The 24494-nt window shown below is 67.7% G+C and carries 20 protein-coding genes; 3 read left to right on the top strand and 17 right to left on the bottom strand.

The annotated features are described in order from the left end of the window. Nucleotides 1–176 precede the first annotated feature (176 nt). Complete coding sequence (gene glnA / locus ACGFH6_RS13350) at nt 177–1601, top strand: type I glutamate--ammonia ligase (protein ID WP_393383342.1); 1425 nt, start codon at nt 177–179, stop codon at nt 1599–1601. A 30-nt stretch (nt 1602–1631) separates the two neighbouring features. Here the strand turns inward: glnA and ACGFH6_RS13345 are convergent, their stop codons facing one another. From ACGFH6_RS13345 to ACGFH6_RS13320, 6 genes are all read right to left on the bottom strand, one after another. Then, nucleotides 1632–1973, bottom strand: a complete 342-nt coding sequence (locus tag ACGFH6_RS13345; RefSeq protein ID WP_393383340.1) for a tyrosine-type recombinase/integrase — start codon at nt 1971–1973, stop codon at nt 1632–1634. Nucleotides 1974–2195: 222 nt separating this feature from the next. After that, complete coding sequence (locus tag ACGFH6_RS13340) at nt 2196–2819, bottom strand: potassium channel family protein (RefSeq protein WP_393383339.1); 624 nt, start codon at nt 2817–2819, stop codon at nt 2196–2198. 826 nt (nt 2820–3645) lie between these two features. Next, the gene (locus ACGFH6_RS13335; protein WP_393383337.1) at nt 3646–4899 is read right to left on the bottom strand and encodes an NAD(P)/FAD-dependent oxidoreductase; all 1254 of its coding nucleotides are present in this window, start codon (nt 4897–4899) and stop codon (nt 3646–3648) included. Between the two features lie 12 nt (nt 4900–4911). Next, nucleotides 4912–5886, bottom strand: a complete 975-nt coding sequence (locus ACGFH6_RS13330; protein WP_393383335.1) for an ornithine cyclodeaminase family protein — start codon at nt 5884–5886, stop codon at nt 4912–4914. 110 nt (nt 5887–5996) lie between these two features. After that, a complete protein-coding gene (locus tag ACGFH6_RS13325; protein WP_393383333.1) occupies nt 5997–7223 on the bottom strand; it encodes a PucR family transcriptional regulator in 1227 nt (408 codons plus the stop codon). Nucleotides 7224–7252: 29 nt separating this feature from the next. Beyond that, a complete protein-coding gene (locus ACGFH6_RS13320) occupies nt 7253–7942 on the bottom strand; it encodes a pyridoxamine 5'-phosphate oxidase family protein (RefSeq protein WP_393383331.1) in 690 nt (229 codons plus the stop codon). Between the two features lie 181 nt (nt 7943–8123). Between ACGFH6_RS13320 and ACGFH6_RS13315 the strand changes: the two genes are divergently transcribed. After that, the gene (locus ACGFH6_RS13315) at nt 8124–8888 is read left to right on the top strand and encodes a pyrroline-5-carboxylate reductase family protein (protein WP_393383329.1); all 765 of its coding nucleotides are present in this window, start codon (nt 8124–8126) and stop codon (nt 8886–8888) included. Nucleotides 8889–8891: 3 nt separating this feature from the next. Here ACGFH6_RS13315 and ACGFH6_RS13310 read toward each other — a convergent pair whose 3' ends face one another. The 7 genes from ACGFH6_RS13310 to ACGFH6_RS13280 are packed head-to-tail and all read right to left on the bottom strand — an operon-like array spanning nt 8892 to nt 17857. Next, nucleotides 8892–10709 carry an MOSC domain-containing protein gene (locus ACGFH6_RS13310; RefSeq protein ID WP_393383327.1) on the bottom strand — a complete coding sequence of 606 codons (1818 nt, stop codon included), beginning with the start codon at nt 10707–10709 and terminating at the stop codon, nt 8892–8894. Then, complete coding sequence (locus tag ACGFH6_RS13305) at nt 10706–11494, bottom strand: enoyl-CoA hydratase-related protein (RefSeq protein WP_393383325.1); 789 nt, start codon at nt 11492–11494, stop codon at nt 10706–10708. The genes ACGFH6_RS13310 and ACGFH6_RS13305 overlap by 4 nt, the downstream gene beginning before the upstream one ends. Next, nucleotides 11491–13338 (bottom strand): CocE/NonD family hydrolase, encoded by a 1848-nt coding sequence (locus tag ACGFH6_RS13300; protein ID WP_393383323.1) that lies wholly within the window; start codon nt 13336–13338, stop codon nt 11491–11493. Before ACGFH6_RS13300 ends, ACGFH6_RS13305 begins: the two co-directional genes overlap by 4 nt. Continuing rightward, complete coding sequence (locus ACGFH6_RS13295; RefSeq protein WP_393383322.1) at nt 13335–14372, bottom strand: dipeptidase; 1038 nt, start codon at nt 14370–14372, stop codon at nt 13335–13337. The genes ACGFH6_RS13300 and ACGFH6_RS13295 overlap by 4 nt, the downstream gene beginning before the upstream one ends. Before the next feature lie 17 nt (nt 14373–14389). After that, nucleotides 14390–15583, bottom strand: coding sequence for an acyl-CoA dehydrogenase family protein (locus tag ACGFH6_RS13290; RefSeq protein WP_393383320.1), 1194 nt, complete (start codon nt 15581–15583; stop codon nt 14390–14392). Between the two features lie 22 nt (nt 15584–15605). Next, entirely contained in the window at nt 15606–17162 is a 1557-nt protein-coding gene (locus ACGFH6_RS13285; RefSeq protein ID WP_393383318.1) for an AMP-binding protein, read from the bottom strand. Then, nucleotides 17159–17857 carry a TetR/AcrR family transcriptional regulator gene (locus ACGFH6_RS13280; RefSeq protein ID WP_393383316.1) on the bottom strand — a complete coding sequence of 233 codons (699 nt, stop codon included), beginning with the start codon at nt 17855–17857 and terminating at the stop codon, nt 17159–17161. The genes ACGFH6_RS13285 and ACGFH6_RS13280 overlap by 4 nt, the downstream gene beginning before the upstream one ends. A gap of 147 nt (nt 17858–18004) precedes the next feature. Between ACGFH6_RS13280 and ACGFH6_RS13275 the strand changes: the two genes are divergently transcribed. Continuing rightward, a complete protein-coding gene (locus ACGFH6_RS13275; protein ID WP_393383314.1) occupies nt 18005–19240 on the top strand; it encodes an amidohydrolase family protein in 1236 nt (411 codons plus the stop codon). Nucleotides 19241–19292: 52 nt separating this feature from the next. On the opposite strand, the gene ACGFH6_RS13270 is transcribed toward ACGFH6_RS13275, so the two are convergent. The 4 genes from ACGFH6_RS13270 to ACGFH6_RS13255 are packed head-to-tail and all read right to left on the bottom strand — an operon-like array spanning nt 19293 to nt 24465. Continuing rightward, nucleotides 19293–20453: a dipeptidase gene (locus ACGFH6_RS13270; RefSeq protein ID WP_393383312.1), complete on the bottom strand. Its 1161-nt coding sequence runs from the start codon at nt 20451–20453 to the stop codon at nt 19293–19295. Next, nucleotides 20453–21832 (bottom strand): serine hydrolase domain-containing protein, encoded by a 1380-nt coding sequence (locus ACGFH6_RS13265; RefSeq protein WP_393383310.1) that lies wholly within the window; start codon nt 21830–21832, stop codon nt 20453–20455. Before ACGFH6_RS13265 ends, ACGFH6_RS13270 begins: the two co-directional genes overlap by 1 nt. Nucleotides 21833–21845: 13 nt before the next feature. Then, nucleotides 21846–23087, bottom strand: a complete 1242-nt coding sequence (locus tag ACGFH6_RS13260; RefSeq protein ID WP_393383309.1) for a serine hydrolase domain-containing protein — start codon at nt 23085–23087, stop codon at nt 21846–21848. Nucleotides 23088–23124: 37 nt separating this feature from the next. Beyond that, nucleotides 23125–24465, bottom strand: coding sequence for an ABC transporter substrate-binding protein (locus ACGFH6_RS13255; protein WP_393383307.1), 1341 nt, complete (start codon nt 24463–24465; stop codon nt 23125–23127). Nucleotides 24466–24494: the final 29 nt, after the last annotated feature.

The following is a 24494-nucleotide window of genomic DNA, read 5'->3' as shown; positions in this document are numbered from 1 at the left end:
GGAACGGTCCGGGCCGGGACACAGCGGACCGGGAGATCTCAGGCCGTCACCGCCGTACACCAGTGGGTCAGCGCGGACACGCTGGGCGTAACACCCGCGAAACATTGGGGTCACGGCCGAGTAATCGGCAGGCCCTACGTTCAGATGCAATCTCTGAGCCACCCCGAGGAGTACGTATGTTTTCCAGCGCTGAGGAGCTGCTCGCCTACGTCAAGGACGAGGGCGTCGAGATCATCGACGTCCGGTTCTGCGACCTGCCGGGCATCATGCAGCACTTCACCGTCCCGGTGTCGTCGTTCGGACCGGAGGTCTTCGAAGAGGGCCTGATGTTCGACGGGTCGTCGGTACGCGGGTTCCAGCAGATCCACGAGTCCGACATGAAGCTGCTGCCCGACCCGACCTCCGCCTTCGTCGACGAGTACCGCGGCACCAAGACGCTGGCCATCAACTTCTTCGTGCACGACCCGCTGACCGGCGAGGCGTACAGCCGCGACCCGCGTAACATCGCCCGGAAGGCGCAGGAGTACCTGAAGTCGACCGGCATCGCGGACACCGCGTTCTTCGCGCCCGAGGCCGAGTTCTACATGTTCGACGACGTCCGGTTCGAGACCAAGCAGAACACCGGGTACTACTCGATCGACTCGGTTGCCGGCGCCTGGAACACCGGCCGGGTCGAGGACGGCGGCAACCGCGGCTACAAGGTCCGCTACAAGGGTGGCTACTTCCCGGTCGCGCCGACCGACCACTTCGGCGACCTGCGCGACGACATCACGCTGGCGCTGGAGCGGGCCGGCCTGCTCGTCGAGCGCGCCCACCACGAGGTCGGTACGGCGGGTCAGGCAGAGATCAACTTCCGCTTCGACGAGCTGCTGAAGACCGCGGACAACCTGCAGAAGTTCAAGTACATCGTCAAGAACACCGCCTGGGCGGCCGGCAAGACCGCGACCTTCATGCCCAAGCCGATCTTCGGTGACAACGGCTCCGGGATGCACTGCCACCAGTCGCTGTTCTCCGGCGGCGAGCCGCTGTTCTACGACGAGTCCGGGTACGGCGGCCTGTCCGACGTGGCCCGCTGGTACATCGGCGGCCTGCTCAAGCACGCCCCGTCGCTGCTGGCCTTCACCAACCCGACGGTGAACTCCTACCACCGCCTGGTGCCGGGCTTCGAGGCGCCGGTCAACCTGGTCTACTCGCAGCGCAACCGCTCGGCCTGCATCCGGATCCCGATCACCGGGTCGAACCCGAAGGCGAAGCGGATCGAGTTCCGCTGCCCCGACCCGTCGGCGAACCCGTACCTGGCCTTCGCGGCCCAGCTGCTGGCCGGCCTGGACGGCATCCGGAACAAGATCGAGCCGATCGACCCGGTCGACAAGGACCTCTACGAGCTCCCCCCGGAGGAGCACGCGAGCATCCCGCAGGTCCCCACCTCGCTCCCGGCCGTAATCGACGCCCTCGAGGCCGACCACGCCTTCCTGCTCGAAGGCGACGTCTTCACCGAGGACCTGATCGAAACCTGGATCGACCTCAAGCGCGAACAAGAAATCGCCCCCATCCAGCTCCGCCCCCACCCCCACGAGTTCGAGCTGTACTACGACGTCTGACCGGCTGTAGGCCGCTGACCCGCGGAAACGTCAGGACTGTGCCTCAGCAGTCCGCATAGAGTCCGCAAGAACGCCCGACGAGTCCACCCGCGCCGCCAGCACAAACGGCGGCGCGGGTGGACTCGTCCGCGTCCGCCACAAGTGCCCGTGGGTGTCGAGCGTGGTCTTGACGCTCGGGTGACGAATCCGCGCCTGCACGACCTTCACGTCGGCGCCCGAGGCGATCAGCAGGCTTGCCAGGTAATGCCTGAGGACGTGGAACTGGAAACCGTCCGGCAGACCGGGCACGATGCAGCCCGTGCGGGACTTCGGGTGCCCGTCACGTGGCGGAGTGCTTTCCGGACCGAGCGCATCGCCCGGTCGATCAACCAAGGCGACGCCTGGCCGCCCGCGTCATCGGTCACCAGCCATGGCACCGCACGCCTCGGCCGTGCGCAGAACGCGCCCAACACCACTGCGGTCTTCAAGCGCATAGACGTAGCTCGCCTCGTGCCCATCAGCTCGCATCTCAGCGTAGGTAGCCATCACGCTCCTCATCCATGGAACCTGTTGCCCATAGCAAGGTTTCAGCCAGGCGGTTGCCGTCGGCCCCTCTTACTTCGGCACCTCTTTCCTCTGCTCCTCGACAAACCAACTGGCCAGCGCGGCGGTTATTGTGCCGACTAGAGCGATGCCGCCAAGCATCAGAACTACGCCCACGATCCGGCCCTCGCCGGTGGTGGGGAAGTGGTCGCCGTAGCCGACTGTCGTCACTGTAGTCGCAGCCCACCAGAGCGCATCGCCAAACGTGGTGATGTTGGCTTCGGGGCTACCCCGCTCCGCATCCAGCACGGCCAGAGATGCCACGAACCCGAGCAGGACCGCGCCGGCGACCACGTACGTCGTCGCCCGACCCCGCAGCGACATCCCGGCATGCTGCATCCTGGCCAGCACAGGAAGCAGCCGGACGAGACGCATCGGGCGCAGCAACGGCAACACGATCACCAGCACGTCGATCACGTTGCGCCGGGCGAACCGCCGCCGATCCTCCGCCAGACTCAGCCTGATGAAGTAGTCGACGCCGAACATCCCCCAGATGACCCAGCTTGCGACCTCGCAAGCCCGGATCCAGGTGGCCGACAGATCGGGGTGGAGGATCGGCACGGCGTACACGGCCAGAAAAGCAAGTGCCGCGCCGTCGAGGAGCCAACCCGTGTCCCGCTCATAGCTTCCGGTCATGTCCGCGACCTTCCGTCGTCCCTGGGCAACTGTGGCGGTTTGCGGACCACAACGGCCGTCGCCGACACGCGGCTCACGAACTCGCCCGCCTGACATGGTCCTTGCACTTGCGCCATCTGGGCCCGCGTTCGTCTGGCATCAGCGCGAGTTCGGTTTCCGTCTCCCGACGTAGTTCGGGATCGGCGGTGTTCTCCACTCGCCGCACTACCTCGGTATACCAGTGGGGGCAGTCCTCGAGGTGGAGATGGATCTCCCCCGAGTGCTCCCGGATCTTCCTCTCGGACACGTACCGTACGGCTGGTTCAGTCATATCTCCGGTCCTCTCCTTCCGGTGCCGAGTCGATCGCCTCGGCACCGGAGGACGCTTTCATTCCGCAAGCTACGCTTGCCGCGCAGCCGGTGGGAACAGCGGCGATCGCTTCGGTAGTACCGGAGCGGCGGCGCGTTCGCTCGTGGAGCCGGTCACACGCCCCGGTCAGGTCAGGTGCATGTACTGGAGCCGCCGCAGAGCTGCTGACTGGCTTGGCCAGTAGGCCGTTACCCGTGAGGGTCGAGCTGCCGCCGGTGGTTGCCGTCGGCACCAAAGCCAATGGAGGTTTGAGCGGCCTCCACGGAGCCCTCAATCCGGCTGCACTAGCCCCGCCAATTGGTTGGCGGATCGCGTCGCGGATCCACGCTCTCGTACCTCCGCTTGCTGGCATCGATCCCGGTGATCTGAACCAGGCGCTGCCCATCTGCCGCCTCAAGTTCGGCAACTACGGGCACGATTGCCGCCAAGACTGACCTCATCGCGAACGCCTGAGGGCGCCCGGGTGGACTTGTTGCGTTAGTGGCGGGTGATGCGGGCGGGGTTGAAGGGGGTTAGCGGGGGCGGGGTGTGGCCGGTCATGATCAGGTCGGACATGAGGAGGCCGGTTGCTGGGGCCAGGGTGATTCCGGACATTGAGTGGCCTGTTGCCAGGTAGACGTTGTCGAAGCCGGGTAGGCGTCCGAGGATCGGCAGGCCGTCGGCGGCGAGGGGGCGCATGCCGACCCACTCGTCCTCGACGGTGTCGTCCGGCCAGTCCGCCAGGTATTTGCTCGCTCCGGCCTTGATGGCGCGGATGCGGCGTTCGTCGAGACGCAGATTGAGGCCGCTCAGTTCCATCGTCCCGGAGACGCGGGTCTTGCCGTCGGACAGCGGGGTGACGACCACCTTCGATTCACCGAAGTGGATGGGCCGGAGCGGCTGGGTCCGGGGACGGATGGAGAAGCTGTAGCCCTTGCCCGCCTGCATCAGCAGCCTGACGCCGAGCACCCGCGCGAGGGGCTCGGTCCAGGCTCCGGCGGCGAGTACGACGTTCTCGACCTCGAACCGTCCCGACGAGGTGCGCAGCGCAGTCGCCCGACCGTTGCGATGCTCGATTCCGGCAACCTCGGTGCCCTCGAAGATCTCGGCGTCGACCTGGCCGAGGGCATCCGCGAATCCGCAGCTGATCCGCGCCGGGTCGACGTGCGCCTCGCCTTCGATCACGAACCCCACCGTCACCTCGTCGGACAGAACCGGCTCCGCCTTGTGCAACTCGTCCCCGGTCAAGATTGCCTCAGGCAACGGATATCCGTACGACGACAGGATCCGCAGCCGGTCGAGGTCGGCCTCGAGTGCACCGGCCCGCAGGGCGACCATCAGGATCCCCGCTCGCCGGATTCCGAAGTCGATCCCGCGAGCGGTGAGCTCGGCGTACAGCTGATGCGTCTTCTCGCCCAGCCGTGCCGTCGCCTGCATTCCGCGCTGGAAGGCGCCGTCGTTGCAGTGGCGCCAGAACCTCCACGCCCAGCGGATGAAGTCAGGGTCGGCTCGCAGGGCGAAGTAGATCGGCGATGCCGGGTCCGACAGAGACCTCACCGTGTAGCTCACGAGGCCCTTCGCCGGGATCGGCGCGGCGAACGAGGGTGCGATCCAGCCGCTGTTGCCCCACGAGGCCCCGCTCCCGACCTGGCGGGCTTCGATCACCCGCACCGCCGCGCCCGCTTGAGCGAGGTAGTAGGCGGTGGCGAGACCGATGGCTCCGCCGCCGACAACGGTGACTTCCTTGGTCACGACCGGCTCCTGTCAGGGAAAGTCGATCACGACGCCGATGCCCTCACGCTGCGCAAGCGTGACGATCGATGCTGCTGCCGCGACGTCTTGGATCGCCAGTCCCAGGGACTCGAACACGGTGATCTGGTCCGTCGCCGTCCGCCCGGTCCGAGTACCGACGAGCAACTCACCGACCTCGGGTGGATCGAACGAGTCGGCGAGGGCACCTTCGCCGAGTGGTATCAGCATGTCGCCGGCGTTGGCGAAGGCGCCTTCGCGGCTGTCGACGGCGAACACGTCAGCCTTCTGCACCAGGTTGGTGCAGAGCTCGCGACCCTCGCTGTGGAAGGCGCCGACCGCGTTGAGGTGAGTGCCCGGGGAGATCCAGTCGCCGTCGATCAAGGGGTCCGTCGACGACGTCACGGTGCAGACCAGGTCCGCTCCGTCCACCGCGGACCGCACGCTGTCGCAGACCTCGACCTCGAAGCCGCGAGCCTCGGCCCATCGAACGAACTCGAGCGCTCGTTGCCCGGTCCGGTTCCACACCCGGACGCGCCGGAGTTTGCGGACCTCGGCCATCGCCAGAAGGTGGCTCCGGGCCTGGACTCCGGCACCGATAATGGCGAGATCACCTGCGTCCGGGTTGGCCAGCAGATCGGTGGCGGCACCCGAGGTCGCAGCGGTGCGAAGCTCCGTCACCACTCCGCCCTCGAGCAGCGCCAGCAGTACGCCGGTCACGGGATCGAGCAGAGCGACGAACGCCTGGATCACCTCCAGGCCACGCTGCTGGTTCCCGGGAACGATCGTCAGCACCTTGAGCCCGACCCCTCCCTCGACAGAGGCCGGCTTGAGCCAGACGGACCCATCGAACGCCGGCGGATCCAGCACCACGCGCGGCGGCTGGAACACCTCTCCCCTGCCGTGCGCGGCCATGGCCGAGCGCATCAACTCCACCGCGTCGCCCATCGGGAACGCCGCGCGTACGTCCGTCGCAGTCAGTACAAGCATCCCGGCGTCTCCATCCCGAATCGCGTCACGCGTTCACGCTAGGGGGATGGTCGTGCGCCAGGCATTCTCCCGTCGTCGGAAAGCGGTGGCCCGCTCTCCTCCTCCTGTAGCTAACTTCTGAGCCCGATCAGCCGGGCGATCTTCAGGCCCAGGTGGTACACGAGACGGTCCTCCCCGTTGGACAGCTGGGCGCCGGTCAGTTCCTCGATCCGCTGGAGCCGGTAGTACAGCGTGGTGCGATGCACGAACAGTTGCTCCGCTGTCGCCTGGACGTCTCCCGCGTTCTCCAGGAACGCCTCGAGGGTGTCGACCAGTTGGGCGCCCTTCGGACCTGATCCGATCAACTGGAGCAATCCGGCCGGCACGCAGGTCTCGTCGAGTTCACGACTCGGAATTCTGGTGAGCAGTCCGTAGACGCCGAGTTCCTCGTGGGACATCACGCGATCCGGGCCGCCCATCACGCGAGCCACGCGGGCCGCGCGTTGTGCCGTCTCGTAGGAGCTGTGTGCATCGGTCAGATCCCCGGCCACGCTGCCGATGCCGGCGTACGGATCACTGTCGGGCAGATCCGCCAGGACGCTCGCCAGCAGATCACGCACCAGCGCGACCTTCTCCGTGCCGCCGAACATCGGGTCCTTGTCGGAGAGCAGGAGGAGCCCGTGGTTTCGCCGGACCAGACAGATATGACGACGATCGCTCAGCCGGCGTCCCGCGCGATCGAGCCATCCACCGAGTACGTCGCGCTCGTTCTCGGACAGCCCACGACCGTCTGCGGAGAGTGTGACGACCACGACGCACACCGGCTCGGATGCGACGAAGTAGTCGGCGTCGACGAGGTCGGCGGCGGCGTGCCGACGAGCGGCCAGGTCGCCGGCCAGAATCAGCTCATGGGCAAGATCGCGAATCCTGCTCTTGCTGAACTCCTCGGCCAGTTGGTCTCGATGCAGGGCGGCAGCCAGCGTCTCGGTCGTCTGGGAAACGGTCTTCAGCTCTTCCGCAGTGAGCTCGTTCTCCCCCTCGACGATCCAGATGTAGCCAACCAGCGCGCCCTGCCACCGGATCGGGACCACCAGCCGTTGATGAGTGCAACCGATCCGGGGATCGATCGGCGGCCGGAACGGCTCCACCGCGGTCCGCGCTCCGGCCGCCTGCGTCCAGGCCAGGACTTCCGGACGTACGTCGTGCTGCTGGAAGATCGACTGCTGACGGAGCCGGTCGACGGGGCCGTACTCGTGCGAGGAGAAGGCCAGTTGACGCATCCAGGCATCGTCGACGGTCACGTTGCGCTGGATCTTGTGGCCGAGAGCATCAACCAACCGTTGGAGCTCTGACGTCATCCTCCGACGATAGCGTCCGACGGCCGGTGTCACACTCCCGTTCTGCCCTGGCCCCACAACCGCAGATACTCGGGGACCGCCGTACCGGCCGGCACATGCTCGTCCGGGACCGGCTCGCCAGGCGTCACCCGCAACGGGAGCTCGCCCGCCCAGACAGGGAGGGCTCGATCCGCTGCCGCGTCGTCCCCGTCGCCGGTGCGCACCTTGACGGAGCACTCGTCGAGCGGAATGGACACCAACAGGGCACTACCGAGCTCGGCGTCCGTCAGTGGTCGCAGGTCCGGCAACCGGCCCGGGATGCACTTCTCGACGAGAGCCAGCATGCGCTCCAGCTTGGCCTCGGGATCCTCGACCGCCGTGCCCGTGCCCAGGACGACGACCGACCGATAGTTCACCGAGTTCTGCAGGACGGAGCGGCCCATCGCCAGGCCGTCGAGAACCGTGGCTTCCACACAGACCGGCGCGCCGTCGGCGATGAGGTTGAACATCCGGTTCCGGCGCGAGCCGTGGATGAGCAGCGAATCGCCGACCCGCACGTGCAGGGTGGGCAACACGTACGGCTGGTCGTCGACGACGAAGCCGACGTGACACATGAGGGACTCGTCCAGGATCTCGTGGACCTTGTCGAGGTCGTACGACGCCCGGGCGGGTCGACGCCGAACCCGGACTCGCGGACTCGCGGGCCCCGTCGACTTGTCGGTCGCACCTCTACTCGGCATGCTTTGCGGCCTTCCTGCCGGCACATTCCTTCTTTGCACCGATCCTCGGCAGGCCCGGCCGCGATTGCTAACGACAGGTGATGCAAAACGCGCGGCACGGGTCCGACGTGCGACGCAAGTACGAACGGCTCGACCGCTCTACGGTTCAGATGACCGTTCGTCCACCTGACAGAGGATCCTCATGATCGGCTTCGTCGGCGCAGGAAACATGGCCAGTGCAATCGCGCGTGGGCTCGGTGAGCCGGTCTACGCCACCGATGCGGGCTCCGGGCGGGCGGCGGCGCTCGTGGCCGAGCTGGGCGGAGAGGTGCTGCCCACCAACGCCGACCTCTTCAAGCGCTCCGAAACAGTCTTCCTGGGTCATCGCCCCGACCAGCTGGCCGAGATCGCCAACGGTGTCGACGCCACCGGGAAGATGGTGATCTCGATGATGGGCCCGACCACCGTCGCCGAACTCCAAGCCGCCTACCCCGGCGCCACCGTCGTACGGACGATGCCCAACACGCCGGTCGAGGTCCGCCGCGGCGTGGTTGCCGTGGCCGCGGGCGGCGAGCCCGCGGTCGAGCTCCTGTCGCGGCTCGGGACGGTCGTCGTACTTCCGGAGCGCCAGATGGACCTGGCGACGGCGACGGCCGGGGTCATGCCCGCCTACATCGCGGTCCTGGCCGAGGCCGCGATCGACGCGGCGGTCTGCCACGGCCTCGACCTCAAGAGCTCCAAAGCCATGTTCCTGGAGACCATGGCGGGCACGGCCGAGCTCCTGATCAAACGTGACGGCGACACCCTCGCCGTACGCCGTGAGGTCGGCACACCGGGCGAGTCGACGGTCCGTGGTGTCGCGGCCCTCGAACGGAACAACGTCCGTACGGCGTTCATGGACGCCTACCACGATGTCCTCACCCGCCTGAGCCGTCCGTACACCGGCGGGGCCATCGTCGCCGACTGACGCCTATTCGGGAGCCCTCGGCAGCCGCAGTACGACGGGGCCGGTGGGCACCGCGGAACAGGCCAGCACCGCCCGCGATCCCGGCGGGAGTGCGGGATCGACCAGGTACGAGACTTCGCCGTGCACAAGGTCGAGCGTGCAGGAGCCGCACGCGCCGGACCGGCAGGCGGAGAGCACGGGAACCCCATGATTCTCGGCGAGTTCGAGAAGGGTGCCGTCGGCATCGGTCCAGGTCGCTGCCGTACCGTCGGGAAGGTAGGTCACCTGGTGCGGGCCAGGCCCCGGTACGAGCCGTCGGGCGGGCACTTCCGTCGCAGGCGAGAGGAACGGGTCGGAGTGGATGCGATCCGCGTCCACTCCCGCTGACCGGAGGACCTGGGACACCATGGCCACGAAGTCGGTCGAGCCGCACACCAGTGCGTCCGCGTCGGCATGGCGGTCGCCGGCCAGACTGCCGAGAATGTCGCGCTGGGTGGGACGTCGAGCGGCGCGCCGCGTCTCGAAGAGCGTGGCCGTCGCCCCGGACTGTCGAGCGAGCTCGACCACCTCAGGCCAGAGCGTCGCGCTCTGCTTGCTCGCGTCGACGTGCAGCACGGAGACCGGGCGGCCGTCCTCGGCCGTCACCAACTGCTGCAGCGCCGCAGCCACGGGGGTGATGCCGATACCGGCGCTCACCAGATACAGCGGCCGCTGCTCACGCGAGAGCGTGGGGACTCCGAACGGACCTGAGATGAGCAGGCGGTCTCCAGAAGCCAACAATGCAAGGCTTTCCGAGACCGCACCGCGCAGACGCACGGTGATCCGGATCCGATCGTCACACCGGCCGGAGACGCTGTAGGCACGCCAGGTCAGCGCAGCTGTCGCTGTCGGCAGGTGCACCCGGATGTGCTGACCGGCGGCCACCGGCTGACGGAACGGATCGCGGAGCCACACGCTGATCGTCCGGTCATCCTCGCGAACCGTTTCGAGCACCTCGGCCTCCCGCGGCCAGGGGTGCATGACCTCACGACGTTCCCGCAGCCTGTCGACGAGCCGTGCCGGATCGGGCCGGCCACTCACCACCACCGGCGAACCGGCCTGAAGCCGTGCGGGTTCGGCCAGGCGTGCATAGACGCCCAGATGCGGGAGACCGACGGCCCGGGTGAGCAGGGATGGGAACTCCAGGTCCCGCTCCCCGGTCCCCGGGTTCGCCGACGTCGCGCGGCAGCGGGCGATCGGCCGGATCACTTCGGCCTCGCAGTCGCCGAGACGGATCCGCCGGCCCACCCACGACAGTTCGGCGAAGGCCGGCAGACCGTCGACGTACACGTTGGCGCGGAATCGGCGGATGTCGAGAGTGGTGCCGGTGAGCTGCTCGAGCGCGCGGATCGTGGCCAGGTTGATCACGGACAGTTCGGCGTCGGCGACGTCCCACAGCGCCGCCGCGTCGCCGTGCACGAGTCGCAGGCCGGATTCTCCGAACCACTGGCGCAGTACAGCCTCTTGGTCCGGCTGAGCCTGGTCCGAGCGCACCGGCGGTCCGTCGGGGTGAGCGCGGTGACGGAGCTCGACCACTCCGGGCGTGGGCATGGTCACCGTCACCTGCGTCATGTCGGGATCGCGCGCCACCTGCTTGAAGGCGGATCGCAGCCGCCACGGAGTCCGGGCCGGCACAGGCTGATCACCGCGCGCGATCGCAACCGAACGGTCGTGGAGCGCCCCGGTGCCGGGCAGTACGTCGACGTCATCGACTGTCACGCCCGCGGCACCCTTGACCGGATAAACCCACACCGAGGCAACGACTCCGGTCGTGGTCTCCACCAGCCGGCGTTCCTCGATCACGCCCGTCCCAGCCGATCGCTGTACGCCGGTTTGCGGTTCTCGCGGAGCGCGGCGATCGCCTCCTTGGCGTCGGCCTCGGCGGCGAGACGGCCGGTGATCCGTTGCTCGAACTCGTAGCCGGCCTTCAGGTCCATGAACTCGACGGTGTTCATGGCTTCCTTCGCGTGGCGGAGTGCGGCCAAGCTGTGCCGCGTCATCTTCTCCGCCAGGCCGAGCGCCACGTCGAGCAGCTCGTCGTCCGGTACGACGCGCAGCACCGCGCCGTACTGAACGAGCTCGGACGCCGGCCATGGCTCGGCGGTGAAGTACATCGCACGCACGAGCGGTTGGGGAAGCAGGCGGGCGAGGTGGCGTGCACCGCCCATCACGCCGACACTCACCTCCGGCGTACCGAAGCGAGCGCTCTCACCGGCCACCACCACATCGCAGCTTGCCGCGATGGCCAGACCAGTCCCGAGCGCCGCCCCGTGGACCGCGCCGATCACCGGCACGGGGCAGTCGTAGATCGAGGCGAACGCATCCCGGACCAGCCGCATCCGCCCGGCGGAGTTGACCTCCGTCAGGGTGAGGAACTCCTCGAGCTCGTTCCCCGCGCAGAAGTGCTTCCCGGCGCCGGTCAGTACGACCGCCTTCGTGCCCGGCAGTACTTCGTCGAACCGGCCAAACAGGTCGCGGATCTCCTCGTACATGTCCAGGTTGACCGCGTTGACCGGCCCTCGGTCCAGCGTCACGACTGTGGTCGCGCCCTGCTGACGCGTCGACAGGTGCTCGTACGGCGTACTCATGCTGTGACCGGGATGATCGGAAGCAGGACATGCGACGGGTGCGACGCATCCCGGTAGACGGTCTGTGTCGCCGGCACCGGATCACCTGGCGCGCCACCCAGGTTGGTGTTCCGGTCGAACCGCGGGAAGTCCGCCGAGCTGACGTCGACCCGGATCCGGTGGCCGGCCTTGAACCGGTTCGCGGTGACCCACATGTCGATCTCCAGCGGGTAGACCTCACCGGGTACGAGCGGTTCGGCGCCACGCTCGAGATCGCGATACCGCGCCCGCAGCAGACCGTTCTGCAGCTGGACAGCCCGTCCGTCCGGAGCGACGTCGCTCAGCCGTACGGCGAAGTCGGTGTCCACCGCGGACGAGCTGGCGTGCAGCACGGCCCGAAGGTTGCCCACAACATCGATGTCCTGGGCAAGCGGTTCGGTCGTGTAGGTCAGTACGTCGTTGCGCTGCTGGACCGCGCTGACATCCACACTCCCGGGCGGATAGACCCAGGAGACGATGCTGCCGCCCACGGTCGGAGTCGGGTCGAGCGGGTCGTAGACGTACTCGTCCACGGCCTGCTGCTCCTGCGGAGGTGTCGTGGTCAACGTCCCGCCGGCGCCGAGATAGTACGGCGTGTCCACCGCTTCGGGCAGCGGCCAGTCGTCCGCGCTGCGCCACTCGTTGGCGCCCATCAAGTAGTAGATGACGCGCGGCCACTCGTCGATCAAGCCGTCCCTCACGGTCTGGTACCAGCGCAGCGTGAAGTCGACGTTCGACCAGTGGTTGTGCTGCAGCTCCGGGTGCTCCCCCATCCGCTCCTTGTAGCCGATCGAGTTGTGGGACGACGGGGTGATGATGATCCGGGCCTGGGAGCGCAACGGTTCGGGCGCGTGTTTCCGGAGGAGCTCGAAGGTCGCCAGCGCGTCGTTGATGAACCAGTCGTACCATCCGGTGCGCAACAACGGGATCGCCTGGAACTCCGCGACCTGCCGCGCGGGCTCGACGGAAGGCAACGTGTGCCGGTCGAGCGAGATCCCCTGGCCGAAGAGCGGCCCGATGTTCTCGGCATCGACGATGGTGACGTGGGGCGACCCGGTGAGTCCACGGACGAACTCGGCCCGCTCCGGGCAGGTCAGCGAGCAGTAGTGCGCCCACAACCAGGCCTGCGCCTCGACCGGCGACAGGTCCTTCAGCGCGGGGAACGCATCCGTCAGCTCTCCCAGCATCGGATGGACGAAAGGCTCGTTGAAGAACCCCGTCGACAGCGTCTCGTCCAGCATCATCGGCTCGACCTGCCAGTGCGGGAGATCCGTCTTCTCCTCCCCGTGGCCGATCGTGTGGGCGAGTGCGTTGACCACCATGTGTAGAGACGCCGTCTTGGTGCCGACCCCGATCCCGCTGACCTCCGGAACGATCGTGGTCATCTTCGGATGTCTCGCCATCGGCCACTGCACCTGACCGACGTACGACCCACCGAGGGACCCGATGAATCCGTCGCACCAGTCCTGAGCGCTGACCCACTCGACGAAGTCGTAGCCGTCCTGCGGCTCGAACATGTAGAAGTCGTGGTCCTCGGGTTCGCTGTCCCCCGTGCCACGGAGATCCTGTACGGCGACGGCGTACCCCCGGCGGGCGAACGCCATGAACGGCGCCACCAGGTTGTCGCCGTCGCGGCCGTACGGCGTACGTACTGCGATCACCGGTGCCGGCGTCTTCGGCGGCAGGTACAGATCGGTGGCGAGCTTGACGCCATCCCGCATCGTGACGAACACGGTCTCGATCTTGACGTCGGCCGCCGCGAAGTGCGCCGGCGTCCGAACGTCCTTGCTCTTCAGCGCGTACTGGAGGTCGTCCGACACGGTCATCTGGCCGGGACTCCCATCACGCCACGGAGAACGCGCAGCGCGTTCTCGCCGAGGATCTTGCGGATGTCGGCCTCGCGGAACCCGCGGCGCACCATCACCTCGGTGATCTTCGGGAAGTCGGAGGGACGCACGATCTCGGCCCGCTCGTACTCGACGCCGTTGGTCGGGGCACCGACCCAGCCGCCGAACACATGCTGGTAGTAGTCGTCGATGATGTCCGGTCCGAGGCCGACGTGATCGATGCCGGCGACATCGATGATGCGCTCGATGTGGTCGACGACGCGTTCGGCCGTCGGGGACTTCGCGTCGATGAAGAACGGAATCGCGGCCGCGACTCCGATCACGCCGCCGAGCTCCGCGATGGCCTTCAATTGCTCGTCGCCGAGATTGCGGTGGCTGTCGGTGATGCCGAGGCAGGCAGAGTGCGTCGCGAGGAACGGCCGGGTCGCCAGCGACAGCACGTCCTCGACACCGCCGATGCCGAGATGGCTGATGTCGAAGACGATGCCGAGTTCTTCCATCTCGCGCAGCGCGGTGATGCCCTCCGGCGTCAGTCGGCTGCGTGAGGTCGCGTCCAAACCGCTGCCGTCGGCAAGGAACGTCCGTGCGTAGTGCGCCATCGAGATCACCCGGACCCCGACCCGGGCCAGGGTCCGCACCAGTTGCGGGTCCTGCCCGATGGCGTGCGCGCCCTCGAGAGCGATCACCAGCGCGATCCGTCCGGACGAGGTCGCGGCGTCGACATCCGCGCCCGTCAGGCACACGGCCACGTCGTCGCTGTACTCCGCCGCGAGCTCGTGGATCCGCTCGATCAGCAGCAAGGTACGACGCAGGGCCCCTTCGGACTGGAACTGATCCTCGATACAGATCGGCAGGACTTGTACGTCGACCCCGCCGGCGCGCAACTCCGGCAACCAGAACTGGCCGAAGTGGTCGGGTTGCTCGCGCCGGTCGAAGTGGTCCACCAACAGGATCAGGTCGTTGTGCGTGTCGACCACAACGGCGTCGTTGTGAAGCAGGCGTGGATCGGTCATCCGCAAAGACACCTCGTTCAGAGTGATCGGGAGATGTGGTCCTTCAGCACCTCGTTGGCCCCGCCGTAGATCTTCTGGGCCCGCGCGTCGACGTACAGCCGGGAGATGAGGTACTCCCGCATGTAGCCGTAACCGCCGAACAGCTGCAGGCAGCGATCGGTCACGTCGGACTGGTTCTGGGTCAGCCACCACTTCGCCATCGACGCTGTGGCCGGCTCGAGGGTGCCGTCGACGAAGCGCTCGACGCAGTCGTCCAGGAAGACCCGGGACGCCCGGACGATCGTCGCCAGCTCGGCGAGCTCGAGCCGGACGTGCTGCATCGCGAACAAGGGACCGCCGAACGCTTCCCGCGTCTTGGTGTACGCGACGGTCTCTTCCAGCGCACGTTCCATCGCGGCCACCGCGGTGATCGCGATGACCAAGCGCTCGCGGGGCAGCTCGGCCTTGAGGATCTCGAGTCCGCGACCTTCCTCCCCGACCAGGTGGCCGGCCGGCACGGACACGTCGTCGAAGAACAACTCCGCGGTGTCCGAGGCATGCCGGCCCAGTTTGTCGAGGGTGCGCCCGCGCCGGAAGCCCGGTGCGTCGGCTGTCTCGAGGACGAGCAAGGAGATCCCGTTGCGTCCCGCCGCGGGGTCGGTCTTCGCGACGACGATGACCAGGTCGCAGCGGGCGCCGTTGCTGATGAACGTCTTGGAGCCGTTGATGACGTAGTGGTCACCTTTGCGTTCGGCCCGGGTGACGATGTTCTTGAGGTCGCTGCCCGCGCCCGGCTCGGACATCGCCACGGCGCCGATGATGTCGCCGGTCGCCATCCCTGGCAACCAGCGCCGCCGTTGCTCGTCAGTCCCGTACGTCGCGAGCAGCGGAGAGACCACCCCGCTGTGCACCATGTTGCCGAACCCGGTGTCGCCTGCCCGGGCCTGCTCACTGAGTACGACGGCGTCGTGGGCGAATGTGCCACCTCCCCCACCGAACTCGGCCGGCGCCTCGCAGCAGAGCAGGCCGAGCGCACCGGCCTTGTGCCACACCTCGCGGTCAACGTACTTCTGCTCGTCGAACCGTTCGAAGTGCGGGACGAGCTCGGCCTCGAAGAAGGCCCGCGCGACCGCGGCCAGCGCGACCGCCTCGTCGTCCGCCCAGCGTGGCCGCGCCGCGCGCCCGGACCTCGTTCCCGGGTCACCGGGCCGTGCGACAGTGTCGGTGCTCATCGGTTCTCCTCTTGGAAGGCGTTCAGTTCACGGCTCGGTCGCGGTCGCCCCAGAAGCGGGCCCGCAGTTCCTTCTTGTCGACCTTGCCCAGCGGCGTGAGCGGAAGGGCATCCAGGAACTCGAGCCTCTTCGGGGCATGCACCGGACCCTTGCGCTCGCGGACCAGTGCGACGAGCTCGTCGGCCGTCACGGTCGCGCCCGGTGTCCTGACCACGAAGGCCGTCACCGCCTCGCCCCACTTCGGGTCCGGAACGCCGATCACCGCCGCGGCCGAGACCTCCGGATGCGTCACCACCGCGTCCTCGACCTCGCGCGGGTAGATGTTGAACCCACCGGTGATCAGCATGTCCTTCTTGCGATCGGTGAGGTACAGGAAGTTGTCCGCGTCGAAGCGGCCGACGTCACCGGTGTGCAGCCAGCCGTTGCGCAGTGTCTCCGCGGTCAACTCCGGCTGCTTCCAGTAGCCGTCCATCACCAGCGGACCACGAACGCAGACCTCGCCCAGCTCGCCGACCGCGCAGGGCTGGTCGTTCTCGTCGAGGACCGCGACGTCCAGCGTCGGGTGCGGCTTGCCGCACGATGCGAGCCGCTCGGGTCGCTGCGGATCATGGTCTTCCTTGCTCAGTGTCGTCACCGTGTTCGGCGCCTCGCTCTGGCCGAAGAACTGGACGAACACCGGGCCGAAGACCTTGAGGGCCTGCTCGAGCCGGTCGGGTGACATCGGCGCCGCGCCGTACAGGATCGTTTGCAGACTGGACAGATCCACCTCATGCTCGGCGATGTAGTCGAGCAGCACGTAGATCATGCTCGGCACCAGGAAGGTCGCCGTGATCCGGTGTCTCCGCACGGTCTCGCAGAACTCCGCGGGATCGAAGCCCTTGGTCAGTACGACGCTTCCACCTTGGTGGAAGACCGGCGGCACGATGCCCTGGAGTGCGTGGGTCAGCGGCGTCGAGCCCAGGAACCGCAGCTCGGTCGGGAGCTGCCAGTGCGCGACGGTGAGGTAGAGGTGCGTGGCCAGCGAACGATGAGTGAGCATCACGCCCTTGGGCCGTCCGGTCGTCCCGCCGGTGTAGCCCAGCAACGCGATGTCGGACTCCCGGGCGACGGATGGGATGACCCCGTCCGTGTCAGGCCCGGCGAGTACGTCGGATCCGGATCCTCCACCGAGGAGCAGCACTCTCGGGCTCGGGTCCAGCTCGGCAGCGAGCGCCGCGCCGTGGTCGGCGTACTGCGCCGCATCGACCACGAGTGTGGTGATCTCGGCGTCGGTGCAGACGACGACGTGGTCGGCGAGCGATCCCATCGGGTGCAACGGCGTGTACCGGGCACCGAGCGACTGCGCGGCCGTCACCGCGGCGAAGGTCTCCGGCCGGTTCGGGGCGATCATCGCCACGCCGTCCCCCGGCTTGACCCCGGCCTCCTGCATCGCGAACGCGATCCGTGAGATCAGCCGGCGCAGTTCGTCGTACGTCAGGTCACCGGTCGGCGTGGAGAACGCGACGCGATCCGGGTGGTTCCGCAGTGCCCGTGAGATCAGGTCGACGAACGACGGTCGTCGATAGAGGTCCTCGATCATTTCTTCGGTCCGGTCCGTCGACGGATCCTCCGCAGCTCCGTCTCGAACCCGTCGAGCAGGCGGCGGACCCCGAACAGGTACTGCGCTTCCGGATCCTCGGGCACCACCTCGAGCAGATCCCGGAACGGCGAGTCGGCCGGTGTGTCCGCGTGCACGAAGTTGTCGGACACCCCGCGGGCGAACTCCTCGCTGCCACCGCGGAACCGGGACACCTCCCACGCCAGCGCGCCGATGATGTGGTTCCGCAGAGCCATGAACCCGCGGATGGCCGACTCCTTCTCGAAGCCGGCCCCCTGCAGCAGCGTGATCATGTCGAACCCGACCGCCTCCGTGTGCGGGCCGCGGACGTACGTCTGCAGGAGGATCTCGATCAGCGCCGGGTGGCGCAGCGCGCACTGCCGGGAGTCCAGCGCGAACTCCTCGAGCCGCACTCGCCAGGACCGCCCGTCCTTGGCGATCGCCGGGATCTCCGACACCGCGAGATCGGCGACGGCGTCCAGCAGCTCCTGCTTGTCGCTCAGGTGCCGGTACAGCGACATCGGGCTACCGCCCAGCGCCTCGGCCACGCGCGCCATCGTGACGCCGCTGAGCCCGTCGCGGTCGGCGATCTCGAGCGCCGCGGCCACCACCGTCTCCCGGTCGAGCGCGCCGCGCGCCAACCGCGCTGACTTCTGCACCTTGCGCTGTGTCGCCACGGTGTGTCCTCCAGTCCGGTACGGCGTGGGTAGCTCTTGCACCCCTCTTGGCGTACCAGCATAGTGTATGGGCGTACGTAAGCGAATGGTTCGGACCGAGATTCTCGTCCGCGACGCCGACATCACTGCCGAAGGAGCACACTGCCCATGACGTCAAGTCTCTGGCTGCACGGCGCAACCGTCGTCACAGCGACCGGGTCCGACCCCGAGCCGGCCGGAATCCTCGTCGAAGCCGGAAGGATCGCCCGGATCGGCGGATCCGTACCTGCCGAGGCCGAGGTCGTCGACTGCACCGGACTGACCCTGACCCCCGGCCTGATCGACGCGCACGTCCATCTCGGCCTGGCCAGCGAACTCGAGCCGAGCGTCGGGTACGGGATGTCGGTAGCGGAGATCGCCGCCGACATGTTCTCCAACTGCGCCCAGACCCTTCGGTCCGGGTTCACCACCGTGCGGGACTGTGGCGGCATCGACGCCGGCCTCGCCCGTGTCGTTGCATCAGGCAAACTTCCGGGTCCCCGGATCGTGCAGTGCGGCCCGATCCACTGCCAGACCGGCGGACACGGACACTATGCGTCCGAATGGGAGCCGGCCCATGTGTGGAACGAGATCGAGGTGCCCGGCCTGCGGACGCTGACGATGCTGTCCGATGGTCCTGACCAGATGCGCAGGAACGTGCGTGAATCGTTCCGTCGCGGCGCCGACTTCCTCAAGCTCTGCGTCACCGGCGGTGTCATCTCCAAGCATGACAAGCTCACCGACACCCAGTTCAGCGCTGAGGAGATCGCGGTGGCCGTCGCCGAGGCCGCTGCCCGGGGCACTTACGTCACCGTCCACGCCCTCAACGTCGAAGGCATCCGCATGGCCGTCCTCGCCGGTGTGCGGTGTGTGGAACACGGCAGCGGGATCGACGAGGAGACGGCCGCCCTGATGGCCGAGCGCCAGGTCTCCCTCGTGCCCACCCTCGCCGCGCTCGAGAGGCTGATCAGGAACATCGACGACCTCGGCCTGCCGAGTCACTTCGCCGACAAGGCATCCGGGGTACGCCAAGCGATGATCGACGGGCTGCTCGCCGCCACGGCCGCCGGTGTCCGGGTCGGCCTCGGGTCCGACGTCATCGGCCCCGACCAGACCGGTCGGGGTGAGGAACTGACACTGCGAGCGGCGGCTCAATCCCCGATGGAAGCTTTGATCGCGGCGACACGCGTCAACGCCGACCTGCTCGGACTCGGCAGCGAGATCGGCACACTCGAGGTCGGCAAGCAGGCCGACATCGTTGCCTTCGCGGGCAATCCGCTGGACGATCCCAAGCTGTTCGCCGACCCGGACAGCGTCGTACTCGTCGTGCAGAACGGCGTGGTGGCGAAGGACGAGCGGAAGTAGAAGCACGGCCGGTGGTCACCGCGTAAGCGGCGACCACCGGCCGCGTTCCTGCTCAGCCGCAGACGGCTTCCATCACGCGGACGAAGTTCAGACCGAGCACCTTGGCGATGTCCTCGTCCGACCAGCCGCGCGCGACCAGGCCGCGGGTGATGTTCGGGAAGTCCCGGTAGTCGTCGAACCCGACCAGCTCCTGCGTCGCCTGCAGTTTGTCCTCGGGCCGGAAGCCGGTCTCGGCAAAGATCGGCTGGAGCAGATCGTCGAGCATCCACTTCGGCAGCTGCATCGGCCAGTCGGTGCCGATGGCAACATGATCGACACCGGCGACGTCGGCGACGTACTCGATGTGGTCGAGCATCGCGTTGATCGTGACCGTCGGTCCCGCCCCGAGGAAGAACGGGACGGTCACGATGCCGATGATGCCGCCGGTGGCGGCCAGCGCGCGCAGCTCCTCGTCGCTCTTGCCCCGTGCGTGATCGAACACGCCTTGAGCCGCGGTGTGGGAGGCGACCACCGGTGCCTCCGACACCTCGCAGGCGTCCAGCGTCGTCTGCCGGCCGACGTGGCCGGTGTCGACGATGATGCCGAGCTCGTTCATGGCCTTCACGCTGGCCACTCCGAACGTGGACAGTCCCGCGTCCGTCCGCTCGGTGCAGCCGACGCCGACAGTCGTCATGTTGTTGTACGTGAGCTGCGTCATCCGCAGGCCGGCATCGTGGGCCCAGGCCAGTGCGTCGAGATCGCGCCACGGACCCAGCATGACCTGCGAACTGACCAGGCCGGCGTGAACTCCGGTCTCGTGCGCACGGCGGATGTCAGCAGCGGTCAGCGCCTTGATCAGCCAGGGAAAGTAGTCGAACTGCTTCTGCACGAAGGCGAACGACCACTCCCGGACGTGGCGTTCGTCGGACATCTCCACCTGGCGGTTCCCGCAGGTGATCCCGCTGGCGTCCCAGTGCTCCTTCACCGCGTCCAGCCGGCCCGCCATCGCGCGGCGGATCGGGGCCTCCAGACCACGGCTGAACGTCTCCATGGTGTCGTGCGTCTTCTCGAGGAGAGCGCGCAGTTCCTTGTTCATCTCCTCGTCGAACGCCCGGTACCCGACCGGGCCCTGGAACAGCACATCGACGATGAGGCTGTCGCGGTGCAGCCGCGCGGCGCGCTCCTCCTGCCCCTCGTCCAAGCCGAAGTCGAACGTGCCGAACTGTTCCGTCATCAAGATCCTCCAGAGCTGTGGCGGTGCTGGTTGTCACCCATGCGGCGGACGAGCCGGTCCAGCAGGAACAGGAACTCCGGGTGTCCGGCTCCGTCGTCGCCGACGCCATAGGCGAAGGGCGGTTGGCCGGGGTGATCGGCCAAGGTCAGGGCCTGTGTTCCGATCGGTCGCAGCCGGACGGGCGGCGGATCCGAACGATTGCGGCCGAGGACCGGGTCGGTGAACCTGGCTTGGTAGGAGAGCGCGTCGCCGTCGTCGCTGACGTTGAGCTCGCAGCCCCAACAGACATACCGGCCGTGGTAGCGGCTCGGCTTCGGCTCCGGACCGGACAGGTCGGGCGCAACCGGCGCGGGCAGACCGAACCGGTCCTGGAGCAGAGCCTCGGCGATCTCCTGGTGGAACGGCATCGAGGCCGGTCCCCCGTTCGCAAAGGCGATGTACGCCGCGCCGAGGTCGGGAACAACGCCGACCATGGCGATCCCGCCGTACGAACCACCGCCATGGGTGAGTACGACGTGATCGCCGTACTGCTTGCGCAGCCAACTGAGCCCCACCGAGCCCGTTTCCGGCACGGGGAAGTCGATCTGGTGTGCGGCCATCCGGTCGACGGTCTCCGGGCTGAGCAGGCGCTGCGCCGAGGTGACCGTCGGTAGATGGGAACTCACGAAGGTCAGCGTGTCCTCGACCGAGGTGATGAACGTCGTGCCTGCCGGCGCGAGGCACTGGGGCATCATGAACCGTTCGCTGCGCACGAAGCCGTCCGCACCCGGATAGTGGCCGATCGCCATCCGGTGCAGGATCGCCTCCTCGGCCGTGAACATGCTGCGTTCCAGGCCCAGCGGCGCGAACAGCCGCTGCCTCATCGCCGTCGAGTACCCCTGACCGGTGACGACCTCGATGATCCGGCCGGCCAGCACGAAGCCGGCGTTGCTGTAGGAGAAGTACTTCCCCGGCCGGAACAACTGACCGACATCGGCGAGCAGCGGCACCCAGTTCGCGATCGCGTCGTCGCCCTCGCCGACGTCCGCGATCAGGTCCGACGCGTCGGTTCCGGTGGAGTGGGTGACGAGATGCCGTACGACCAGGGCATCCGCGGCCTCCGGGTCGCCGAGGACCAGCTCCGGCAGGTAACGCTTGACCGGCGCGTCGAGGTCGACCAGTCCCTGCTCGACCAGGGACATCAGCAACGTCGTGGTCCAGACCTTGGTGATCGAGCCGGTCAGGAACAGCGTGTCCGGCGTCATCTCGACGCCGCTGGTCAGGTTCGCGAGGCCGGCGGCCGCGGTCTCGATCCGCCCGTCCTCGAGCACGCCCACCACCGCACCGGGTACGCCGGATCGGGCGACGAGTTCTTCGACCGTCTTCTGGAGTTCCGTCATCCGAGGTCTCCCGTCATCCGAGGCAGGACCGGACCGCCGCGGCCAGGCTCGACGCCCGCGGTTCGCCGGTCCGGAACGACCAGAGGTTCATGACGTAGCCGAAGCCGACCTCGGCATCGGGCTCGCCGAAGGCAACCGACCCGCCCGAGCCCGGGTGACCGAACGACTTCGGCCCCGCCATCGGCAACGGCGGGCAGGCCCGCCAGAACCCGAGCGACATGTTGAAGGACCGGTCGGCCGGGAGGTCCAGATCCGCGGGCAGGCCGTGCATCCGCGTCTTGTCGGTCTGGATCTCGGTCGCCCGCTCGACCGTGGCCGGATCCAGCAGCCGTACGCCGTCCACGTCGCTGACCGTGGCGGCGTACATCCGGGCCAGCGAGCGCGCGTCCGTGAGCATGTTCCCGGCCGGGATCTCCGCCGCTCGGTAGGCCCGCTGGGCGTTCAGGTCGGAGGTGGTCTCGAACGCACCGCCGAGCGAGCCGGCCCGGGCCTGGATCGAGCCCTCGCCCCACACGGCCTGGATCCACCGGGTCACCGTGTCGGCGTCGAGGCCCGTGGTCTCGATCATCCCGGCGGTCATCTCCTCCAGGCTGAGCGGAGCGGCGTACTCGATCCGCGCCACCTTCTCTTCCTGTTCCTCGGGCAGCCCGATCCAGGCGTTCAGCCCGAGTGGGCCGGCCACCTCGTCGGCGAAGAAGGTGCCGAGTGACTTGCCGGAGACCCGACGGACGAGCTCGCCGACCAGGTACCCGAAGGTGATGCTGTGGTAGACGTGCTCGGTGCCCGGCTGCCACTCCGGCTTCTGGGCTTCGAGTGCTCGGATCACCGGGTCCCAGGCGTAGGCCTGCTCCAACGTCAGCGGACCGTCGACCACCGGGAGCCCGGACTGGTGCGACAACAGCAACCGCACCGGGATCTGGTCCTTGCCTCCCGCACCGAACTCCGGCCAGTAGTCCACCACCGGTGCGTCGAGGTCCAGCTCACCGCGCTGGGCCAGCATGTGCGCGCAGATCGCGGTCGCACCCTTCGTCGTGGAGGCGACGATGGCGATGGTGTCCTCGCGCCACGGCCGCTTGGTCTCGCTGTCGGCCAGGCCACCCCACAGATCGACGACGGGACGGCCACCGACGTACACGCAGCACGCTGCGCCCACCTCGCCGGGAGTCCCCTCGAAGTTCGCCCGGAACTGGTCGGCGACCTTCCCCCAACCGTCCTCGACGTGCCCGTGCACCGCAGGCTCGCTCGTTGTGGTCATGATGCTGTACGGCCCTTCTCGAAGGTGTTGGTGATCGCTAGCCGACCGGCGCGGGCGAGGTCTTGTACGTGAAGCACTTGCAGCCAGGGTCGAAGCTGGACACGGCCGTCTTCTCCATGCCGTCGTGCCGGTCCGGCCCGAACTGCGTCGCGCCGTCCAGGGTGAGAGCGCTGACGAAACCCGTCCCGATCTTCTCGATCCCGGGCACGAGCTTGTCGATCCCGCCCAGGCCGCCGCTGTTGGCCAGGCCCTGCTGCAGCAGCCGCACCACGTCACACGCCTGGTAGATGACGATCTGGTCGGTGATCTTCTGGACCGGCACACCGTTGCTGCGGGCATCGTCGATACAGGTCTTCCGCACCTTGGCCTGCTCGGCCGGCGGCGCGGGCGGCTGGGTGACGTCCTGGTCGGGCATGCCGCCGAAACCGCGCATCTTCGCCAACTGGTCCGGTGGGTAGAGCTTCATCACGTCGGCCATGCCTTGCGGGTGGAAGAGCAGGTACTGCGGCGACCAGTTCTGCGCGTGTGCGCCCTGTGCGAAGTAGTAGATGATCCCGTTCTCGTACAGCGTCATGATGATCACGCTGTCCACGGCCTGGGACTTGAACTTGAGGGCAAGGGACTGGACCTGGGCCAGGTTCGGACCGTTGTCGGCGTACCCGTGGGCGCACTTGATGTCCGACTTGACGAGTTGGACGCCGGCCTTGTCGGCGAGCGGCTTCAGCGTGTTCTCGTAGGCGCGCTCGTTGTACGGGCAGTCCTCGATGACCACGCCGAGCTTGCTGCCGGAGGCGAGGAAGTTGGCCTCGACGGCCTTGTTCATGATGCTCTTGACGCGGCGATCGATGCTCACCGCGTTCACCGCGATGACGCCGGGGTTGTCCTTGAGATCGGTGTCGTCGCCGATCGGCGATCCGTTCTGTCCCATGTACAGGATCGGAACGCCGGCGGTCATGAGGCACTTGTTGAAGGCCTGGTTGTAGATGAGGCCGTCGTACACCACCGCCTGGACCTGATTGTCCTTCGTGAACCGCTGGCAGATCGCTTCGAACGCCGAGTCGAAGTTCGGGGTGGAGAAGTCGATCGTCTCGTCGACGACTTCCAGCTTCCGCTCCGCGACGCCGCCGCCGTCGTTGACTGCCTGGATCATGGCATGAGCCGAGGCCTTGTACGGGCTCACGACGCTGACGCCGTTCCGCTCGGCCTCGGCCCGGGTGTCGGTGATCAGCACCCCGATCTTGATCGGCCCGGACGTCGACGGCTTGAACTCCGACCCACCGCCCTTGACCGCCGTTTCACCACTACCGCCCTGCACGCCGCAAGCGACGAGGACAACTGCGCAGCACGCCGCCACAACGGCGCTCCGAATACGCATCATCGATCCTGACTCCTTTCTTCTCCCCGAGG

This window comes from Kribbella sp. NPDC049227 (genome assembly GCF_043197265.1).
In the GTDB taxonomy this organism is placed as follows: domain Bacteria; phylum Actinomycetota; class Actinomycetes; order Propionibacteriales; family Kribbellaceae; genus Kribbella.
Note: the sequence above shows the minus strand (reverse complement) of the source record. Positions and strands in the feature narration are given on the sequence as shown.

Excerpts from the sequence above, each read along its gene's own strand:
- ACGFH6_RS13295 (WP_393383322.1), bottom strand. The coding sequence starts at position 14,372 with ATGACCGATCCACGCCTGCTTCACAACGACGCCGTTGTGGTCGACACG.
- ACGFH6_RS13285 (WP_393383318.1), bottom strand. The coding sequence starts at position 17,162 with ATGATCGAGGACCTCTATCGACGACCGTCGTTCGTCGACCTGATCTCA.
- ACGFH6_RS13260 (WP_393383309.1), bottom strand. The coding sequence starts at position 23,087 with ATGACCACAACGAGCGAGCCTGCGGTGCACGGGCACGTCGAGGACGGT.
- ACGFH6_RS13300 (WP_393383323.1), bottom strand. The coding sequence starts at position 13,338 with ATGACCGTGTCGGACGACCTCCAGTACGCGCTGAAGAGCAAGGACGTT.
- ACGFH6_RS13270 (WP_393383312.1), bottom strand. The coding sequence starts at position 20,453 with ATGACGGAACAGTTCGGCACGTTCGACTTCGGCTTGGACGAGGGGCAG.
- ACGFH6_RS13265 (WP_393383310.1), bottom strand. The coding sequence starts at position 21,832 with ATGACGGAACTCCAGAAGACGGTCGAAGAACTCGTCGCCCGATCCGGC.
- ACGFH6_RS13255 (WP_393383307.1), bottom strand. The coding sequence starts at position 24,465 with ATGATGCGTATTCGGAGCGCCGTTGTGGCGGCGTGCTGCGCAGTTGTC.
- ACGFH6_RS13320 (WP_393383331.1), bottom strand. The coding sequence starts at position 7,942 with ATGCCGAGTAGAGGTGCGACCGACAAGTCGACGGGGCCCGCGAGTCCG.
- ACGFH6_RS13315 (WP_393383329.1), top strand. The coding sequence starts at position 8,124 with ATGATCGGCTTCGTCGGCGCAGGAAACATGGCCAGTGCAATCGCGCGT.
- ACGFH6_RS13340 (WP_393383339.1), bottom strand. The coding sequence starts at position 2,819 with ATGACCGGAAGCTATGAGCGGGACACGGGTTGGCTCCTCGACGGCGCG.
- ACGFH6_RS13275 (WP_393383314.1), top strand. The coding sequence starts at position 18,005 with ATGACGTCAAGTCTCTGGCTGCACGGCGCAACCGTCGTCACAGCGACC.
- ACGFH6_RS13290 (WP_393383320.1), bottom strand. The coding sequence starts at position 15,583 with ATGAGCACCGACACTGTCGCACGGCCCGGTGACCCGGGAACGAGGTCC.
- ACGFH6_RS13330 (WP_393383335.1), bottom strand. The coding sequence starts at position 5,886 with ATGCTTGTACTGACTGCGACGGACGTACGCGCGGCGTTCCCGATGGGC.
- glnA (WP_393383342.1), top strand. The coding sequence starts at position 177 with ATGTTTTCCAGCGCTGAGGAGCTGCTCGCCTACGTCAAGGACGAGGGC.
- ACGFH6_RS13325 (WP_393383333.1), bottom strand. The coding sequence starts at position 7,223 with ATGACGTCAGAGCTCCAACGGTTGGTTGATGCTCTCGGCCACAAGATC.
- ACGFH6_RS13305 (WP_393383325.1), bottom strand. The coding sequence starts at position 11,494 with ATGAGTACGCCGTACGAGCACCTGTCGACGCGTCAGCAGGGCGCGACC.